Origin of the sequence: Azotobacter chroococcum, assembly GCF_002220155.1 — a bacterium.
Lineage (GTDB): Bacteria > Pseudomonadota > Gammaproteobacteria > Pseudomonadales > Pseudomonadaceae > Azotobacter > Azotobacter chroococcum.
This window is the reverse complement of the sequence record NZ_CP011835.1, coordinates 2,429,506-2,449,126: the sequence shown is the minus strand read 5'-3', so window position 1 is coordinate 2,449,126 and position 19,621 is coordinate 2,429,506. Positions and strand designations below refer to the sequence as shown.

Here is a 19,621-nt window from a genome sequence, read left to right as displayed (position 1 = left end):
GAACAGCCGTGCTAGCATCCTTGCCCATGAGAGTTTTCATCCATACAGGGACGTTCCTGGGCCTGCTGTTCTGCGCTTCTGCGGTGTTCGCCCAGGCCCGCCTGGAGGTGCAGGTCGAGCCGGCCCGCGCCAGCCTGCGGACGAATATCGAGGGCTATATCGGCGAACTCGGCGAGCGCGACGAGCAGGCCCTGCGCCGTCTCGCCCCGGCCGCCGAGGCGCAGGCCCGCAGCGCGGCCGAGGCGCTCGGCTACTACCATGCGCAGATTTCCAGCGAGGTCCGTCCCGGCGCTCCGCCGACCCTGCTGCTGCGCGTGCTTCCCGGCGAGCCGGTGCGCCTGCGCCGCGTCGAGATCCGCATCGAGGGGCCGGCGGCGCAGCTCGAGGCGTTCCGCGTGCCGCAGGGCCGCCGTCTCAGGCCTGGCGCCCAGCTCAACCACGGCCGCTACGAGAGCGCCAAGAAGCTGATCCAGAACCAGGCATCACGCTTCGGGTTCTTCGCCGGCCGCTTCACCCGCCAGCGCCTGTTCATCGACCCGGCCGCCGGCGTCGCCGACATCGAGCTGGTCTATGCCAGCGGGCCGCGCTACCGGCTGGGCGAGGTGGTCTTCGAGGGCGAAACGCCGTTCGAGGATGCCTTCATGCGGCGCATGGTGCCCTTCGAGGCCGGCGCGCCCTACGACTCCGAGCTGATCGCCAAGCTGCAGCAGAACCTCCAGGCGCGCGGCTACTTCGAGGGCGTGCGGGTCGACGCCAGCCCTGCCGGCGTCAATGGCCAGGTGGTGCCGGTGCTGGTCCAGCTGCACATGCGCAAGCCGCGCAGCTTCGGCATCGGCGCCGGCTTCTCCACCGACGTCGGCCCGCGCGGGCGGCTCAACTGGACGCGCCACTGGGCCAATCCCCAGGGGCACAGCTACGGCGCGGAAATGGAGCTGTCGCAGCCCAAGCAGAACGTCGGCCTCTGGTACGACATCCCCCTCGACCCGCCGATGACCGACAAGCTGCGCTTCGTCGGCGGCTACCAGTTCGAGGAGCTGGCCGACACCGACACCCGTAGCCGGCTGCTCAAGGTCGGTTCGGAGTGGCACCGCCGGCTGGACAACGGCTGGCAGCAGGTGTTCTCGCTGAAATGGCAGCGCGAGGAATACCGCTACGGCAGCGACAACGGCCTGAGCACCCTGCTGCTGCCGGGCGTGGCCTATTCCTACCTGAACAGCGACCATCCCCTCGACCCGAGCCGCGGCTATCGCCTACAGGTGGAGATGGCCGCGGCGAGCGAGGGCCTGCTGTCGGACGCCAACCTGCTCTACAGCTCCGCGATGCTCAAGGGGCTGACCACCCTGGCCGGCCGCCACCGCCTGCTCGGCCGGTTGCAGTTCGGCGGCAACTTCACCGACGAATACGCCACGGTGCCGCCGTCGCTGCGCTTCTTCGCCGGCGGCGACCAGAGCGTGCGCGGCTACGAGTACCAGACGCTGTCGCCGACCAACTCCGACGGCGACCACATCGGTGGCCGCTACATGATCGCCGGCAGCCTGGAATACCAGTATGCGCTGCGCGACAAATGGCGCATCGCTACCTTCATCGACCAGGGCAACGCCTTCAATTCCGAAACCTCGCCCGATCTCAAGACCGGCGTGGGTTTCGGCGTGCGCTGGGTGTCGCCGGTCGGTCCGCTGCGCGTGGACGTGGCTCACGGCCTCGACGACGGCAGCTTCCGTCTGCACTTCTCCATGGGACCGGAGCTATGAAGGGCTTGAGACTGGGGTTGTATGGCCTGCTGCTGGGGCTGGCGCTGCTATTGGCTGTTCTGGGTGGATTGCTCGGCACGGGCGCCGGCAGCCGCTGGCTGCTCGATCAGGTGCCGGGACTGCTGGTGGAGGACTTCTCCGGGCGCCTCGCCGGCAGCTGGCAGGCCGGACGGCTGAGCTGGCGGCAGGGCGAGCAGGCTGTCGAGCTGAGCGGGGTCGAGTTCGCCTGGCGACCGGCCTGCCTGCTGGGACTGACCCTCTGCGTGGACCGGCTGGTGGCCGGGCAGGTGAGCCTCACCTTGCCGCCGGGCGAAGACGAGGGGGCGGGCGGGCCGCTGCAACTGCCGGAACTGAAGCTGCCGCTGCAGATCCGCCTCGGCGAGGTGCGCGTCGGCCGCCTGCTGCTGAACGACGGCGAACAGGCACAGGGCCTGCATCTGGCGGCGCACTGGAGTGCCGAGGGCATTCGCATCGATACGCTCGAGGCCCGCCGCGACGAGCTGATGCTGGACCTGCAGGGCCGCCTGCTGCCCCGCGCCGGCTGGCCGCTGACGGCGAGCGGCAGCCTGCGTCTGCCGGCACCGGAGGGTCAGTCCTGGGAGCTGAGCCTGCAGGTGGAGGGCGATCTGCAGGACTGCCTGCGGCTGCAGGCCGACAGCCAGGGTTACCTGACAGGACGGCTGAGCGGCGATATCCGGCCGCTCGCCGAGCAGGTCCCGGCCAGCCTGACCCTGACCGCCGACGGCTTCAAGGCGGCTGCCGGGCTGCCGGACACCCTGCGTCTGGAGCGGCTCGAACTCAGCCTCGACGGCGACCTGCAGGAGGGCTATGCGGTCAAGGGCGATGCCAGTCTGCCGGGCGAGGGCGGTGCCGTGGCGCTGGCTCTGCAGGGGCGGGTGACGGCCGAAGGCGCAGAGCTCGCGACGCTCCGCCTGGATGCCGGCAACAGGCAGCGTGTCGACCTGGCCGGCCGCCTGGACTGGCGCGAGGGACTGGCCGGCGAGCTGCGCATCGACTGGCGGGACTTCCCCTGGCGGCGGCTCTATCCAGCGATCGCTGAGCCGGCGGTGAGTCTCAAGCGCCTGACCGGCGAGCTGTCCTACCGCGACGGCGGTTATCTTGGCAACTTCGACGCCGCCCTCGAGGGGCCGGCCGGTCCCTTCACCCTGGCCAGCCCGCTGAGCGGCGACTTCACCCAGCTCCACCTGCCGCAGCTCAGGCTGGTCGCCGGCCAGGGGCGGGTGCAGGGCGTGCTCGGCCTGCGCTTCGCCGACGGCTTCGGCTGGAACGCCGACCTGCAGCTGAGCGACCTCGATCCCGCCTACTGGCTCGCCGAGCTGGCCGGGCGCCTCGGCGGTCCGCTGAAGAGCCGGGGTCAATACCGCGACGGCCGTCTGCAGCTGGACGCCGCTGCCGACCTGACCGGCCAGCTGCGCGGCCAGCGGGCGCGCCTGCTGCTCGAGGCGAAGGGCGCGGATGGCGCCTGGGACGTGCCGAGCCTCGACCTGCGCCTGGGCGACAACCGCATCCACGGCAGCGGGCGGCTCGACGCGCAGCTCAGGGGGCAGCTGGAGCTGGCGCTGCCGCAGCTCGGTCAGCTCTGGCCGGGTCTGCAGGGCAGCGCCAACGGGCGTCTCGAACTCGCCGGCACGCTGCAGGCCCCCCAAGGCAAACTGGATCTCGCCGGCCGCCGGCTGCGTCTGGACGAGCGGCGCCTGGACAGCCTGGCGCTGAACGCCCATCTCGACGCCGCCCAGCGCGGCCGCGTAACCCTCAAGGCCGACGGCATCCAGTCCGGCGATACCCGCCTGGGGCGGCTCCAGGTGCTGGGGCAGGGCGATCGGCGCAGCCAGACGCTGACCCTCGACCTCGACGGCCCGCAACTGGAGCTGGCGCTGGCCCTCGACGGGCGTCTGGAGGAGCTGGCACGGGGCTGGAACTGGCGCGGCCAACTGAGCCGCGGCCAGGTGCGCAGCAGCGGCCAGGACTGGCGCCTGCAGGCTCCGGCGCGCCTCGAGCGGCTGGCCGACGGCCGGCTGAACCTCGCTGCGCATTGCTGGCGCTCCGGTTCGGCGAGCCTCTGCGGCGAGGGCCAGCGGCTGCTGCCCGAGCCGCGGCTGAACTACCGGCTGCGCGACTTTCCGCTGGACAGCCTGGCCGCCTGGTGGCCGCAGGACTTCGCCTGGCAGGGCCGGCTGAACGGCGAGCTGCAGCTCGACCTGCCGGCCGCCGGGCCCAGCGGGCAGATCCGTCTGGACGCTGGCAACGGCGTGCTGCGCCTGCGCAACAAGGGGCGCTGGCAGGAGTTCCCCTACCGCCAGCTGGTGCTCGACAGCCGCCTGCAGCCGCAGCGCATCGACAGCCGCCTGGCCTTCGCCGGGCCGCAGCTGGGCGAACTGGAAGTCCGTGCGCAGATCGATCCGCGCGGCAGGGACAAGCCGCTCTCCGGCCAGTTCGCCCTGCGCGGGCTGGACCTGGCGGTGCTGCGCCCCTTCGCCGGCCCGATCGAGGAACTGGCCGGCAGGCTCGACGGCAGCGGCAGCCTGCGCGGCAGCCTGCTGCAGCCGCAGATCGACGGTCGTCTCGAGCTGCGCGGCGGGCTGCTGGCCGGCAGCGACCTGCCGACTCGCATCGAGGATCTCGCCCTGCAGGTGCAGATCGTCGGCGACAGCCTGCGCCTGAACGGCGGCTGGCGCAGCGGCGAGCACGGCCGCGGCAGCCTCGACGGCACCCTGGACTGGCGCCAGGCGCTGGATCTGGACCTGCGCATCCAGGGCAGCCGCCTGCCGGTGAGCGTGCAGCCCTATGCCGAGCTGGAGGTGGAGCCGGACCTGCAGGTGCGCCTGGCCGGGGGGGCGGCCGATCGGCAGCTGGCCCTGAGCGGCGCGCTTGGGGTGCCGCGCGGGGCGATCACCCTGCGCGAACTGCCGGCCTCGACCGTCCGGGTTTCCGAGGATGCGGTGGTGGCCGGCCGCGAGGTCGAGCCGCGGCGGAAGCTGGCGATGCGCATGGACATCGACGTCGAGGTCGGCCGGGACAAGCTGACCTTCAGCGGCTTCGGCCTGACCGCCGAGCTGGCCGGCCACCTGCACATCGGCGACAACCTCGACACCCGCGGCGAGCTGAGCCTGGACAAGGGCCGCTACCGCGCCTATGGCCAGCGCCTGGACATCCGCCGGGCGCGCCTGCTGTTCATCGGCCCGATCGACCAGCCCTACCTGGACATCGAGGCGATCCGCCGGGTCGGCGACGTGGTGGCCGGCCTGCGGGTCGGCGGCAACGCCCTGGAGCCGCGCACCGACGTGTTCGGCGAGCCGGCGATGGGCCAGGAACAGGCGCTGTCCTACCTGCTGCTGGGCCGCGCGCCGGGCAGCAGCGACAGCGGCGACAGCGCCCTGCTGGCCCGCGCCGCGCTCGGCCTCGGTCTGGCCGGCAGCTCCTCGATCACCGGCAGCCTGGCGGAAAGCCTCGGCATCGAGGAGTTCGAGGTGGGCACCCAGGGCACCGGCACGGACACCAGCGTGGTGGCCAGCGGCAAGCTTTCCGAGCGCCTCAGCCTGATCTACGGGGTCGGCGTGTTCGAGCCGCTGAACAGCATCGCCCTGCGCTACCAGCTGACCCGCCAGCTGTACCTCGAGGCGGCCGGCGGCCTGGCCAGCTCGCTGGATATCTTCTACAAGCGCGACTTCTGATGACGCGCGGCCCGGCGACGGAGCGCTGCCGGAGCCGTGCGTGCTGGTCCGCTTCGTGCTTCCATTGGCGGCTCAATCCGCCGCGCAACAACGAAGGAGCCTTCCGATGGAGTCCATCCACAATCTGGTCAACGCGCTCAACGGCATCGTCTGGGGGCCGCCGATGCTGGTGCTGATCCTCGGCACCGGGCTGTTCCTGCTGCTGATGCTGCGCTTCATGCCCTGGCGGCGTCTGCCGACCGGCTTCGCCCTGCTCTGGCAGGGGCGCGCCAGGGGTTCGAGCGCGACCGGCGAGATCAGCCCGTTCGAGGCACTGATGACCTGCCTGGCCGCCACCGTCGGCACCGGCAACATCGCCGGGGTGGCCACCGCGATCTTCCTCGGCGGTCCCGGCGCACTGTTCTGGATGTGGTGCACCGCGCTGGTCGGCATGGCCACCAAGTACTGCGAAGTGGTGCTGGCGGTGCACTACCGCGAGCGCGACGGGCGCGGCGAGCACGTCGGCGGGCCGATGTTCGCCATCCGCAACGGTCTCGGGCCGAAGTGGGCCTGGATGGGTGGCGCCTTCGCGGTGTTCGGCGGGCTGGCCGGCTTCGGCATCGGCAACATGGTGCAGGTCAACAGCATGGCCCATGCCCTGGAGGACAGCTTCGGGGTGCCGATGTGGGGCACCGGCCTGGTGGCCATGGTGGTCACCGCACTGGTGATCCTCGGCGGCATCAGGCGCATCGGCCGGGTCGCCGAGGCCCTGGTGCCCTTCATGTGCCTGATCTACGTGGCTGCCGCCCTGGTGGTGCTGGTGGTCAACGCCGAGGCGATTCCCGGCACCTTCGCGCTGATCTTCGAGCACGCCTTCAGTCCGGCAGCGGCCAGCGGCGGCTTCGCCGGCGCGGCGGTGATGGCGGCGATCCGTTATGGCGTGGCCCGCGGCATCTTCTCCAACGAGGCCGGACTCGGCACCGCCGGCATCGCCCAGGCTGCCGGCACCACCACCAGCTCGGTGCGTTCCGGGCTGATCGGCATGCTCGGCACCTTCATCGACACCATCGTCGTCTGCAGCATGACCGGTCTGGCGATCCTCTGCTCCGGCGTATGGACCAGCGGCAAGAGCGGCGCGGTGCTCTCCGCGGCGGCCTTCGAGTCGGCCATGCCGGGCTTCGGCGCGGCGCTGCTCAGCCTGGCCCTGGCGGTCTTCGCCTACACCACCGTGCTCGGCTGGAGCTTCTACGGCGAGAAGTGCTGGGAGTTCCTCTTCGGCACCCGGGCGATCCTGCCGTTCCGGCTGATCTGGGTCGCGGCGATCCCCTTCGGCGCCATCGCCCAGCTGGACTTCGCCTGGCTGGTGGCCGACACCCTCAACGGCCTGATGGCGATTCCCAACCTGGTCGCGCTGCTGCTGCTGAGCCCGGTGGTGCTCAGGCTGACCCGGGAGTATTTCGCCGGGCAATGAGGGACGGATTCACTCGCTGCGGCGGATCTCCAGGACTCGGTTGCGTCCGCCTTCCGCCAGGAGGTCGCTGTGCGCGCCGGTGGGCAGGAGGACCTGCGGGGCCTGCAGGTGGCTGAGCACGGTTTCCAGCCGGCCCTGCGGATTCAACAGGAGCAGCCGGGCCCGATGGGTGGCGTCCTCGCTGATCCAGAGCCCGCGCGCATCGCATTTCAGGAAGCTGGGCTCGTTCTCAGGTGCTCGAGAGGGATGGGGGCGCTGCCGTCGGCTTCGAGGCCCTGCACGTTGGTGCCCTCGAACAGGGAGCGGATCTGACCCTCGAACAGCCAGTTAACCGGATGGGTTCCGCCTTCCTGGCTGTAGGCGATTCCGCCCTGGAAATGCACCAGCCCGTCGGGTTTGTGCAGGCCGGAAACCAGCACTTCACGTTTGCCCGCGGCGTCGATCTTCAGAATCCTGCCCTGACCATCCTTGAGCTCTTCGGCTGCCAGCAGATTGCCCTGTCCGTCCTGGAGCAGGGCGCTTGCCCGGGCGACTTGCGAGTGGGCGACTTTGTATTCCCAGCGTTCGGCCGCGCCGACGGGATAGAAGTGCTGCCAGGAAGCCTCTGGGAAACCCAGGGCGATTCACTATTCGGACAATGCTCGCGCCAGTACATCGAACACTCTGGCGTCCGTGGATTGCGCGGCATTGAAGCGCAGGAAGTCGCCTGCGCTCAGTGATTGGCTGAAAGCGTTGCCCGGTGCCAGCACCACCCCATTTTTCAAGCATGAGCGGGCAATGCTGGCAGCATCAATGCCCTCCGGCAGCCGACACCAGACGAACATTCCCGACCGAGGGACGAGCCAGGGCGTGATGCCAATTGCTTCGAGTCGGGTGATGGTCTTCTCCATTACCTCCGCAAGCCGGCCCCGAACTGCCTCCATGTGCTTGCGATAGCCGCTGTCGGTCAGCACTTTCAGTAAGACGTCGGCGGCCAGTCTTCCGCCTCCAAAGCTGGTTGCGATCTTGAGGTCGGTGAGGCTGTCGATCCAGTCGGCACGTGCGGCAATGTAGCCACATCGTAACGAGGCCGAGATCGTCTTGGAAAAACTGCCGATATGGATCACGCGCGAGAGGCCGTCGAAGGCAGCCAGCCTGGGCGCCGGACTCAGCTCGAAATCGGCGAAGATGTCATCTTCGACAATCACAAGGTCCGAGCTTTCGGCAAGCTTCAATAGCCGGTGAGCCGTCACGGATGAGAGCGCCGCGCCGGTGGGATTGTGGATTGCGGAGTTGGTGATGTAGAGCCGGGGGGCATGCTCTTGCAAGGCCGCGCCGAACGCTGCTATGTCCGGGCCATTCGAAGTGTAGGGGACGCCTACGGCCTTCACTCGATGCGCCCTCAGCAAGGCGTGGAAGTTGAAGTAGCAAGGATCGTCAACCAGTACGGTGTCACCCGGCTCCAACAAAAAGCGGCAGATGAGGTCGATGGCCTGAGTTCCGGATTCGGTCAGCATGATCTGCTCGGGAGGCGCTTCGATGTCGGTGGTAGCCATGCGTCGGGCAAGAAGCTGACGCAGCGCCGGGAGACCAAGGGGCGTGCCATAGTCCGCAAGCACCGAAGTATCGGCCCGCGCAACCGCCCGCAGCGCTCGGCGCATCCCGGCCTCATACATCCACGAAGCGGGTAGCCAGCCACAGCCGGGCTTGAGCAACGTTGCGTCCGTCTCAAGCGATTGGCGCGAGACCCATAGCGGATCGATCTCTCGATCGAGTTTGGGGCCGATCTATGCCAGTGCAAGCGGCGCGACGGGCCCAGATACATAGAAGCCCGATCCTGGACGAGAGCAAACTACGCCTTCTGCTGCCAATCGCTCATAGGCCTCAACGACGGTTGAAATCGAGAACTGCATGGCCTTCGCCTGCGCGCGCACGGAAGGCAGCCGCATTCCTGGCAAATAGGTGCGAGCCGCAATTTTCGCCCGGACCGCATCCATGACGGCATCAATCCGTGTCCTGCTTCGTTTCACCTTCTTTGCCCTCAACTGTACTGCCAACATATACATAACATTTATTTTAAATTGTTCTGGATTGTGCTTGGGCGATCCAATACCCCCTGTGCTCCACTGAGGGGCAACACAAAGGGGGTAAACGATGGACAAAGCGTCGAGTGGATGGATCAACGGTTTCATTGGGATAGTGATCTTTGCCGGCTCGCTGCCGGCGACACGCGCTGCGGTCATTGATTTCGACCCGACGTTTCTGACATGTGCACGCGCGACCATTGCGGCCCTGCTTGGCTTGATGCTTCTGCTCGCATTTCGACAGCGTCGGCCAGACTTTGAAGACGTTCCCTCGCTGGCGCTCGTCGCCTTGGGAGTCGTCGTCGGCTTTCCGCTGCTGAGCGCGTTGGCCCTGCAATATGTTTCATCCACCCACTCGATCGTCTTCGTGGGGCTTTTGCCGCTTTGCACCGCGGTCTTCGGCGTGCTCCGTGGTGGTGAGCGCCCCCAGCCGGCCTTCTGGCTGTTCTCGATGCTTGGCAGTGGCCTCGTCGTTGGCTACGCCATGCTGGGGGAAGTCGAGGTATCCCTCCAGGGCGACTTGCTGATGCTGGCTGCAATTGTCGTGTGTGGTCTCGGCTATGCCGAGGGCGCATGTCTGTCTCGCAAAATCGGAGGATGGCAGATCATTAGTTGGGCGCTGGTACTGTCGTTGCCCGTCATGCTCCCGATTGCTCTGCTCACCATGCCGACGTCATTCGACGATGTAAAAGCGCCTGCTTGGTTCGGATTCGCCTACGTCTCCCTGTTCAGCATGCTGATCGGCTTCGTATTCTGGTACCGCGGTTTGGCGCAGGGCGGCATCGTGGCGGTCGGCCAGTTGCAGTTGCTCCAACCTTTCTTGGGTCTCGGCCTTGCGACGCTGTTTCTTCACGAGACAGTGAACGGGATGATGTTGTTCGTGACGTTTGGCGCAGTGGTCTGTGTCGCGGGAGCAAAGAGGTTCGCCAGCTGATCGAAGGTTCGGGGCGGTGTTATGGTGAACGAGCTCCCGAGGGGGACAAAGAAAACTGAGTCCCTTGCGTGTGCAAGGTGCTAGGCCATGAATGCCGACAGTGCGGGCAGGATGGCCGCGCTCGCCGACAGCAGAATCCCGACGAAGGGCGCCGGGCGGCATTTGCGCGTTGGGGGCGAGAGGGAGAAAACGGGCATGGATGTCGGTTCCCTATATCGGGCGTGGTCTCGTTCTGTGCAACATTCTATCCGGCAGCGACATGAGGCCGTGTCGGGCGGCTTCCGGCAATTGCATCATTTGGTGTCGCTGTTGTGGTGGAGCACGCGGCCATGTTTCGTGGGGCGGGGCCGGGCGAGGGCGAGGCCGTCGCCGGCACAGTGTAAATGAGCCGTAAAAACCCTTTGCTTGGTTGAGGTGACTACTTATCGTTCTGCCTCCCTTGAAAGTGGTTGTCCGTCATGTCCGAACCGAACCTGAGTCCTCCTTCTCCCGCTCCCCGCCGCCGCTGGCTCTACGGGGTGCTGGCGCTGCTCGTCGTCGGCGCGTTGGCCGCCTGGTGGCAGTGGTCGGCGCTGTCCGGCCTCTGGGCACCGTCCGCTCCGACGGCGGCCGGTCCCAGGGCGGGTGGGCCGGAAATGGGGCGGCCGGGCGGTCCCGGCGGGCCAGGGGGGCCTTTCGGCGGACCGGTGCCGGTGCGGGTGGGCGAGGTGAAGCAGGGCGACTTCCCGGTCGAGCTCAGGGCGCTGGGCACGGTCACCGCCTACAACACGGTGAATGTGCGCTCCCGGGTCGACGGCGAACTGGTCAAGGTGCTGTATCGGGAGGGGCAGCAGGTCAAGGCCGGCGACCTGCTGGCGGTGATCGACCCGCGCCTGTACCAGGCGGCGCTGAAGCAGGCCGAAGGCACCCTGCAGCAGAACCGCGCGCAGCTGCGCAACGCCGAGATCGACCTGGCCCGCTACAAGACCCTGTACGCCGAGGACTCCGTCGCCAAGCAGACCCTCGACACCCAGGAGGCGCTGGTCGCCCAGTACCAGGGCACGGTGCGCTCCAACCAGGCGGCGGTCGAGGAGGCTCGGGTCAACCTGGACTACACCCAGGTGCGCGCACCCATCGCCGGGCGTCTCGGCCTGCGCCAGGTGGACGTCGGCAACCTGGTCAGCAGCGGCGACACCACGCCGCTGGTGACCATCACCCAGACCCTGCCGATCTCGGTCAGCTTCACCCTGCCCGAGGGCGAGCTGCCGCAGGTGCTGGAGCAGCTGCACGCCGGCCAGCGCCTGAGCGTGGAGGCCTGGGACCGCAGCGAGCGCAACCGTCTGGCGCTGGGCGAGCTGGAGAGCCTGGACAACCAGATCGACCTGACCACCGGCACCGTGCGCCTCAAGGCGCGCTTCGAGAATGCCGAGCAGCGCCTGTTCCCCAACCAGTTCGTCAACGTCCGCCTGCGCGTGACCACCCGCCAGCAGGCCACGCTGGCGCCGGCGGCGGCGCTGCAGTTCGGCTCCCAGGGCACCTTCGTCTACGTGGTCGGCAGTGATGGCAAGGTACAGTTGCGCTACGTGACCGCCGGCCCCGGCGACGGTACCACCACCCTGATCGAGCAGGGTCTGAGCGCCGGCGAGCGGGTGGTGCTGGAAGGCACCGACCGCCTGCGCGACGGCGGCAAGGTCGAGGTGATCGACGACAAGCGCCAGGCCAACGGCGAGGCGCCCAAGCCCGCGCCGGCCGGCCGGCCGCAGGCAGCGAAGCCCGACGCATGAACCTTTCGCGCCCCTTCATTCTCCGTCCGGTCGCCACCACGCTGATCATGGTGGCGATCTTTCTCTGCGGGATGATCGCCTACCGCCTGCTGCCGGTTTCCGCGCTGCCCGAGGTGGACTATCCGACCATCCGCGTGATGACCCTCTATCCCGGCGCCAGCCCGGAGGTGATGACCAGCGCGGTGACCGCGCCGCTGGAGCGCCAGTTCGGCCAGATGCCGGGCCTCAAGCAGATGACCTCGACCAGCTCCGGCGGCGCCTCGGTGATCACCCTGCGCTTCAGCCTGGAGGTGGACCTGGACGTCGCCGAGCAGTCGGTGCAGGCGGCGATCAACGCGGCCAGCAACCTCTTGCCCGACGACCTGCCGACGCCGCCGGTCTACAACAAGGTCAACCCGGCCGATACCCCGGTGGTAACCCTGGCGGTCACCTCGGCGACCATGCCGCTGCCGGAGATCAACGACCTGGTCGATACCCGCATGGCGCAGAAGCTGGCGCAGATCACCGGCGTCGGCATGGTCAGCCTGGCCGGCGGCCAGCGCCCGGCGGTGCGCATCAAGGTCGACCCGCAGGCGCTGGCCACCTACGGCCTGAACCTCTCGGACGTGCGTTCGCTGATCACCGCCTCCAACGTCAACCAGCCGAAGGGCAACTTCGACGGCCCGACCCGGGTGTCCCAGCTCGACGCCAACGACCAGCTCAAGTCCGCCGACGAGTACCGCAACCTGATCCTCTCCCACCAGAACGGCGCGACCCTGCGCCTGAAGGACGTGGCGCGGATCGTCGACGGCGCCGAGAACGAGCGCCTGGCCGCCTGGGCCAACCGCAACGCGGCGGTGCTGGTGAACATCCAGCGCCAGCCGGGGGCCAACGTCATCGAGGTGGTCGAGCGCATCCAGGCGCTGCTGCCGCAGATCGCCGCGACCCTGCCGGCCAGTCTCGAGGTGATTCCCCTCACCGACCGCACCCAGACCATCCGCGCCGCGGTGCGCGACGTGCAGTTCGAGCTGGTGCTGGCGGTGGGCCTGGTGGTGCTGGTGACCTTCGTCTTCCTGCGCAAGCTGTCGGCCACGCTGATCCCGTCGATCGCCGTGCCGCTGTCGCTGATCGGCACCTTCGGGGTGATGTACCTGGCCGGTTTCTCCGTCAACAACCTGACGCTGATGGCGCTGACCGTCGCCGCCGGCTTCGTGGTCGACGACGCCATCGTCATGCTGGAGAACATCGCCCGCCACCTGGAGGAGGGCGCGACGCCGCTCGAGGCGGCGCTCAAGGGCGCGAAGCAGATCGGCTTCACCCTGATCTCGCTGACCTTCTCGCTGATCGCCGTACTGATCCCGCTGTTGTTCATGGCCGATGTGGTCGGCCGGCTGTTTCGCGAGTTCGCCATCACCCTGGCGGTGTCGATCCTGATCTCCCTGCTGGTCTCGCTGACCCTGACGCCGATGATGTGCGCGCGGTTCCTCAAGCAGGAGGTGCCGGCGGAGCGCCAGGGCCGCTTCTACCGCGCCAGCGGCGCCTGGATCGACGGATTGATTTCCCGCTACGACCTCGCCCTGCACTGGGTGCTGCGCCACCAGGCGCTGACCCTGCTGATCGCCGTGGCCACCCTCGGCCTCACCGTGGTGCTCTACCAGGCGGTGCCCAAGGGCTTCTTCCCGGTCCAGGACACCGGGGTGATCCAGGGCATCTCCGAGGCGCCGCAGAGCATTTCCTTCCGCGCCATGAGCGAGCGCCAGCAGCGCCTGGCCGAGGTCATCCTGCAGGACCCGGCGGTGGCCAGCCTGTCCTCCTATATCGGCGTGGACGGCGACAACGTCACCCTCAACAGCGGACGCCTGCTGATCAACCTCAAGCCACATGCCGGGCGCGAGGACACCGCCAGCCAGGTGATCGAGCGGCTGCGCCCGCAGCTGGCCGCGGTGCCGGGCATCCAGCTGTTCCTCCAGCCGGTGCAGGATCTGACCATCGAGGACCGGGTCAGCCGCACCCAGTTCCAGTTCAGCCTGGAGTCGCCGGACGGCGATCTCCTCGAGGAGTGGACGCCGAAGCTGGTCGAGGCGCTGGACGAGCTGCCGGAGCTGACCGACGTGGCCAGCGACCTGCAGACCCGCGGCCTGCAGGTCTACCTGAACATCGACCGCGACGCCGCCGCGCGCCTCGGCGTGACCGTCGCCTCCATCGACGACGCGCTCTACGACGCCTTCGGCCAGCGGCAGATCTCGACCATCTACACCCAGGCCAACCAGTACCGGGTGGTGCTGGAGAGCCGCGCCGTCGACCGCCTGGGCCCGGCGGCGCTGGACGAGGTGCACGTGGCCAGCGCCGAGGGCGGGCAGGTGCGCCTGTCGTCCCTGGCGCGCATCGAGGAGCGGGCGGCGGCGCTGCTGGTCAACCATATCGGCCAGTTCCCGGCGGTGACCCTGTCGTTCAACCTGGCGCCGGGCGTCTCGCTCGGTGCGGCGGTGGCGGCGATCGAGCGGGTGCAGCAGGAGATCGGCCTGCCGGGCGGCATCGAGAGCCGCTTCCAGGGCGCCGCCGAGGCGTTCCGCGCCTCGCTGTCGAGCACCCTGCTGCTGATCCTCGCCGCCGTCGTCACCATGTACATCGTGCTCGGCGTGCTCTACGAGAGCTACATCCATCCGATCACCATCCTCTCCACGCTGCCATCGGCCGCGGTGGGCGCGCTGCTGGCGCTGCTGCTCTCCGGCAACGACCTGGGGCTGATCGCCATTATCGGCATCATCCTGCTGATCGGCATCGTCAAGAAGAACGCGATCATGATGATCGACTTCGCCCTGGAGGCCGAGCGCCACCAGGGCATGGACCCGCAGGCGGCGATCCACCGCGCGGCGCTGCTGCGCTTCCGGCCGATCCTGATGACCACCCTGGCCGCGCTGTTCGGCGCCATCCCGCTGATGTTCGCCAGCGGCTCCGGCGCCGAGTTGCGCCAGCCGCTGGGCCTGGTGCTGGTCGGCGGGCTGCTGCTCAGCCAGCTCCTGACGCTGTTCACCACGCCGGTGATCTACCTGGCCTTCGATCGTCTGAGCCGGCGCTTCATGGGCCGCAGCGCGGCGGGGGTGGCGATATGATTCACCTGTCCTGTAGGAGCCAGCTCGCTGGCGATCCTGTAGCGCTTCCAGTGTCGTGGATCGCGAGCAGGCTTGCTCCTGCGGGGGGCGCGGCATGAACCTCTCCGCTCCCTTCATCCTGCGCCCGGTGGCGACCCTGCTGCTGAGCCTGGCGATCCTCCTGCTCGGCACGGTGAGCTTCGGCCTGCTGCCGGTGGCGCCGCTGCCGAAGATGGACTTCCCGGCGATCACCGTGGAGGCCACTTTGCCCGGCGCCAGTCCACAGATCATGGCCTCCAGCGTGGCGACGCCCCTGGAGCGGGCCCTCGGCGGCATCGCCGGGATCAGCGAGATGACCAGCCGCAGCACCCAGGGCAGCACGCGGATCATCATCCTCTTCGACATCGGCCGCGACATCGACGCCGCCGCCCGCGAGGTGCAGGCGGCGATCAACGAGGCGCGCAACCTCTTGCCCAGCGGCATGCGCAGCATGCCCACCTACCGCAAGGTCAATCCCTCGCAGGCGCCGATCATGGTGCTCTCGCTGACCTCCAAGGTGCTCGACAAGGGCCAGCTCTACGATGTCGCCTCGAGCATCGTGGCGCAGAAGCTGGCGCAGGTGGGCGGGGTGGGGGAAGTGCAGGTCGGCGGCAGTTCGCTGCCGGCGGTGCGGGTCGAGCTGGAGCCGCGCCTGCTCGACCAGTACAACATCGCCCTCGACGAGGTGCGCGAGGCGATCGCCGCCGCCAACGTGCGCCGGCCCAAGGGCGCCGTGGAGGACGACGAGCGTCACTGGCAGGTGCAGGCCAACGACCAGCTGATGCGCGCCGCCGACTACCGGCCGCTGGTGATCCGCTACCAGAACGACGGCCCGGTGCGCCTGAGCGACGTGGCGAAGGTTCACGACGGCGTGGAGGACCGCTACAACAACGGCTTCTACAACGACGAGGAGGCGGTGCTGGTGATCGTCAACCGCCAGGCCGACGCCAACATCATCGAGACCATCGCCGAGATCCGCGAGCGGCTGCCGGCGCTGCGCGCGGTGATCCCGGCCAGCGTCGAGCTGGAGGTGGCGATGGACCGCTCGCCGGTGATCCGCGCCACCCTGCACGAGGCCGAGCGCACCCTGCTGATCGCGGTGGGGCTGGTGATCCTGGTGGTGCTGGCCTTCCTCGGCCACTGGCGCGCCGCGCTGATCCCGGCGCTGGCGGTGCCGGTGTCGCTGGTCGGCAGCTTCGCGGTGATGTACCTGTGGGGCTTTTCCCTGAACAACCTGTCGCTGATGGCGCTGATCATCGCCACCGGCCTGGTGGTGGACGACGCCATCGTGGTGCTGGAGAACATCGCCCGGCATGTCGAGGGCGGCGAGAAGCCGCTGGAGGCGGCGCTCAATGGCTCGCGCGAGGTCGGTTTCACCCTCTTGTCGATGAACCTGTCGCTGGTGGTGGTGTTCCTGTCCATGCTGTTCATGGGCGGCATCGTCGAACGGCTGTTCCGCGAGTTCTCGATCACCCTGGCGGTGGCCATCCTGATTTCCCTGGCGGTCTCGCTGACCCTGACGCCGATGCTCTGCGCGCGCTGGCTCAAGCCCGAGACCGAGACGCGTGCGCCCGGTCGCCTGCAGCGTTTCTCCGACTGGCTGCAGGCGCGGGTGCTGGCCGGCTACGCGCGCAGCCTGGACTGGACCCTGCGGCACTCGAAGCTGATGCTGTTCGGCCTGCTGGCGACTATCGCCCTCAACGTCTATCTCTACGTCGCGGTGCCCAAGACCTTCCTGCCGCAGCAGGACACCGGCCAGCTGATGGGCTTCATCCGTGGCGACGACGGGCTGTCCTTCCAGGTCATGCAGCCGAAAATGCAGGAGTTCCGCCGGGCGCTGCTGGCCGATCCGGCGGTGCAGAGCGTGGCCGGCTTCATCGGCGGCAGGGGCGGGATCGGCAACGCCATGGTCATCGTGCGTCTGAAGCCGATCGCCGAGCGCGGTCTCTCCGCCCAGCAGGTGATCGACCGCCTGCGCCGGAGCCTGCCGAAGGTCCCGGGCGGCCAGCTGTTCCTCATGGCCGACCAGGACCTGCAGTTCGGCGGCCGCCAGGGGCGCAGCTCGGAGAACGAGTACGTGCTCCTTTCCAGCGACCTCGACCTGCTGCGCACCTGGCTGCCCAGGGTGCGCGAGGCGCTGGCCGTGCTGCCGCAGCTCACCGACCTCGACAGCAACGTGGGCAAGGGCGCCCAGCAGATCCGCCTGGTGGTCGACCGCGAGAGCGCCAAGCGCCTGGGCGTGGACATGGACATGATCACCGCGGTGCTGAACAACGCCTTCAGCCAGCGGCAGATCTCCACCATCTACGACGAACTCAACCAGTACAAGGTGGTGATGGAGATCGACCCGAAATATGCCCAGTCCCCCGAGGCGCTGGACATGGTCCAGCTGATCACCGACGACGGGCTGCGCGTGCCGCTGTCGGCCTTCGCCCGCTGGGAGCGCAGCCTGGAGGAGGACCGGGTGCAGCACCAGGGCCAGTTCGCCGCGGAGAACATCGGCTATTCGATCACCCCCGGCTACAGCGCCCTGGAGGCCAGCCAGGCGATCCAGCAGGCGGTGGCGCGGGTCGGCCTGCCCACCGACGTGCAGGGCATGCTCGGCGGCACCGGCGGTGCGCTGATGCAGGCGCAGAAGGCCCAGCCGCTGATGATCCTCGGCGCGCTGGTGGTGGTGTACATCGTGCTCGGCATCCTCTACGAGAGCTACGTCCACCCGCTGACCATCCTCTCGACGCTGCCCTCGGCCGGCGTCGGCGCGCTGCTGGCGATCGAGCTGGTCGGCGACCAGTTCAGCCTGATCTCGCTGCTCGGCCTGTTCCTGTTGATCGGCGTGGTGAAGAAGAACGCCATCCTGATGATCGACCTGGCGCTGCAGCTGGAGCGCCAGGAGCGGCTCAGCCCGCTGGAGTCGATCCGTCGCGCCTGCCTGCTGCGTTTTAGGCCGATCCTGATGACCACCCTGTCGGCCATCCTCGGTGCCCTGCCGTTGCTGCTGGATACCGCCGAGGGCGCGGAAATGCGCCGGCCGCTGGGGATCGCCATCGTCGGCGGCCTGGTGCTCAGCCAGCTGCTCACCCTCTACAGCACGCCGGCGGTCTACCTGTTCTTCGACCGCCTGCGCCACCGCTTCAACCGCTGGCGCGGCGTGCGCAGCGATGCCGCCCTGGATACCTCGTTATGACCGCATCCGTTTTATCTGCTCGACCGAACCGCCTGGCCTGGTCGGTGACGCTCGCCCTGAGCCTGGCCCTGGCCGGCTGCACCCTCGGCCCGGACTACGAGCGTCCGCAGCTGTCCACCCCCGACAGCTTCAAGGAGGGCGAGGGCTGGAAGCTCGCCACGCCGGCCGACGAGGCCGAGCGCGGTCCCTGGTGGGAGATGTACAGCGACCCCCTGCTGAACGATCTGATGCGCCGGCTGGACGAGTCCAACCAGACCGTCGCCCAGTCGGTCGCCCAGTACCTGCAGGCGAAGGCGGCGGTGCGTGCGGCGAAGGCGGACTTCTTCCCGACCGGACGGGTCACCGTCGACGAGACCCGCTCGGCGACGGCCAGCGGTGGCGGCGGTACGTCGCGCCTGCCCGACGGTTCGACGGTGAGTTCCGGCGGCGGTGGCGGCGACATCTCCAACAGCTACAACGCGGTCAGCAACATCAGTTGGGAGCTGGACTTCTGGGGCAAGATGCGCCGTCAGCTGGAGTCGGATCGTGCCGGCCTGCAGGGCAGCGCCGCCGATCTCGCCGCGGTGCGCCTCAGCCAGCAGTCCACTCTGGCCCAGAGCTACCTGCAACTGCGTGTGCTGGACGGCCAGCGGCGCCTGCTCAGGGCTACGGTGGAGGCCTATGCGCGCAGCCTGCGCCTGACCGAGAACCAGTACCGTGCCGGCATGGTCACCAAGGCCGACGTGACCCAGGCGCTGACCCAGCTGAAGAGCACCGAGGCCCAGGCTATCGACCTCGACTACCAGCGCGCTCAACTGGAGCACGCCATCGCCGTGCTGACCGGCGTGCCGCCGGCCGAGTTCCAGCTGGCCGAGCTGGACAGCCTGCCGGCGCTGCCGGAAATCCCCACGCTGCTGCCGTCGCAGCTGCTCGAGCGGCGTCCGGATGTGGCCGCGGCCGAACGCGAGGTGATGTCCGCCAACGCGCTGATCGGCGTGGCCAAGGCGGCCCGCTTCCCGACCTTCAGCCTGAGTGCGGCGGGCGGCTATCGCGCCACCCATACGGACAACTGGTTCGAGAAGGACAACCGCTTCTGGAACATCAGCCCGGAGATGGCCCTGACCCTGTTCGACGGCGGCCTGCTGCGCTCCCAGGTGGATCAGGCGCGGGCCACCCACCAGCAAGCGGTGGCGACCTACCGGCAGACCGTGCTGGACAGCTTCCGCGAGGTGGAGGACTACCTGGTGCAGCTGAGCGTGCTGGAGCGCGAGAGCCGGGCCCAGCAGGAGGCGGTGGACGCCGCCAACGAGTCGCGCCGGCTGATGGAGAACCAGTACAAGGCCGGCACCGTCGACTACAGCAGCGTGGTCGACGTGCAGACCGCAGCGCTGACCAACGAGCGCACCAGCCTGACCCTGCTGAGCAACCGGCTGACCGCCAGCGTGCAACTGATCGCCGCGCTCGGTGGTGGCTGGGACAGCGTCGAGCTGGACAACCTGGAGAAGCTGGACGAGCAGCTGGAGCAGGCGCGGGCAAAGGAGCCGGAAGCGGATTGATGGCCTCCGGCGATAAGCGCCGGCAGGGGTGCGCTTGCGGTTAGAATGCCGCCCCGCATAGGGGGTGTTGGCGTTTTGGCGTGAGCCGCGTTGCTGCGGCAAATGCCGCCAGGCAAGGCGCGGGGCGCCGGCAATGGTC

10 protein-coding genes and 1 pseudogene are annotated in these 19,621 nt (G+C 68.6%); 8 read left to right on the top strand and 3 right to left on the bottom strand.

What is annotated here, in order from left to right; translation table 11 throughout:
• Window positions 1–26 precede the first annotated feature (26 nt).
• The 3 genes from ACG10_RS11220 to ACG10_RS11210 all read left to right on the top strand — a co-directional run bounded on the left by ACG10_RS11220 (window position 27) and on the right by ACG10_RS11210 (window position 6,893).
• Window positions 27–1,751, top strand: coding sequence for an autotransporter assembly complex protein TamA (locus ACG10_RS11220; RefSeq protein ID WP_165494351.1), 1,725 nt, complete (start codon window positions 27–29; stop codon window positions 1,749–1,751).
• On the top strand, window positions 1,748–5,443 hold the full coding sequence (locus tag ACG10_RS11215) for a translocation/assembly module TamB domain-containing protein (protein WP_089168277.1): 3,696 nt from the start codon (window positions 1,748–1,750) through the stop codon (window positions 5,441–5,443). Before ACG10_RS11220 ends, ACG10_RS11215 begins: the two co-directional genes overlap by 4 nt.
• Window positions 5,444–5,549: 106 nt before the next feature.
• On the top strand, window positions 5,550–6,893 hold the full coding sequence (locus tag ACG10_RS11210; protein ID WP_089168276.1) for an alanine/glycine:cation symporter family protein: 1,344 nt from the start codon (window positions 5,550–5,552) through the stop codon (window positions 6,891–6,893).
• 9 nt (window positions 6,894–6,902) lie between these two features.
• Here the strand turns inward: ACG10_RS11210 and ACG10_RS24425 are convergent, their stop codons facing one another.
• The 3 genes and pseudogenes from ACG10_RS24425 to ACG10_RS11200 all read right to left on the bottom strand — a co-directional run bounded on the left by ACG10_RS24425 (window position 6,903) and on the right by ACG10_RS11200 (window position 8,902).
• Window positions 6,903–7,040 carry a hypothetical protein gene (locus tag ACG10_RS24425; protein WP_232487087.1) on the bottom strand — a complete coding sequence of 46 codons (138 nt, stop codon included), beginning with the start codon at window positions 7,038–7,040 and terminating at the stop codon, window positions 6,903–6,905.
• A 62-nt stretch (window positions 7,041–7,102) separates the two neighbouring features.
• Window positions 7,103–7,312 (bottom strand): hypothetical protein, encoded by a 210-nt coding sequence (locus ACG10_RS24420; protein WP_232487086.1) that lies wholly within the window; start codon window positions 7,310–7,312, stop codon window positions 7,103–7,105.
• A 207-nt stretch (window positions 7,313–7,519) separates the two neighbouring features.
• Window positions 7,520–8,902 (bottom strand): annotated as a pseudogene (locus ACG10_RS11200) (aminotransferase-like domain-containing protein).
• A gap of 124 nt (window positions 8,903–9,026) precedes the next feature.
• On the opposite strand from ACG10_RS11200, the gene ACG10_RS11195 reads away from it, so the two are divergent.
• The 5 genes from ACG10_RS11195 to ACG10_RS11175 all read left to right on the top strand — a co-directional run bounded on the left by ACG10_RS11195 (window position 9,027) and on the right by ACG10_RS11175 (window position 19,482).
• Window positions 9,027–9,890 carry a DMT family transporter gene (locus tag ACG10_RS11195; RefSeq protein WP_089168275.1) on the top strand — a complete coding sequence of 288 codons (864 nt, stop codon included), beginning with the start codon at window positions 9,027–9,029 and terminating at the stop codon, window positions 9,888–9,890.
• Between the two features lie 458 nt (window positions 9,891–10,348).
• Entirely contained in the window at window positions 10,349–11,653 is a 1,305-nt protein-coding gene (locus ACG10_RS11190) for an MdtA/MuxA family multidrug efflux RND transporter periplasmic adaptor subunit (protein WP_089168274.1), read from the top strand.
• The gene (locus ACG10_RS11185; protein ID WP_089168273.1) at window positions 11,650–14,745 is read left to right on the top strand and encodes an MdtB/MuxB family multidrug efflux RND transporter permease subunit; all 3,096 of its coding nucleotides are present in this window, start codon (window positions 11,650–11,652) and stop codon (window positions 14,743–14,745) included. The genes ACG10_RS11190 and ACG10_RS11185 overlap by 4 nt, the downstream gene beginning before the upstream one ends.
• A gap of 94 nt (window positions 14,746–14,839) precedes the next feature.
• A complete protein-coding gene (locus tag ACG10_RS11180) occupies window positions 14,840–17,947 on the top strand; it encodes an efflux RND transporter permease subunit (protein WP_089168272.1) in 3,108 nt (1,035 codons plus the stop codon).
• Complete coding sequence (locus tag ACG10_RS11175; protein ID WP_089168271.1) at window positions 17,944–19,482, top strand: efflux transporter outer membrane subunit; 1,539 nt, start codon at window positions 17,944–17,946, stop codon at window positions 19,480–19,482. The genes ACG10_RS11180 and ACG10_RS11175 overlap by 4 nt, the downstream gene beginning before the upstream one ends.
• Window positions 19,483–19,621: the final 139 nt, after the last annotated feature.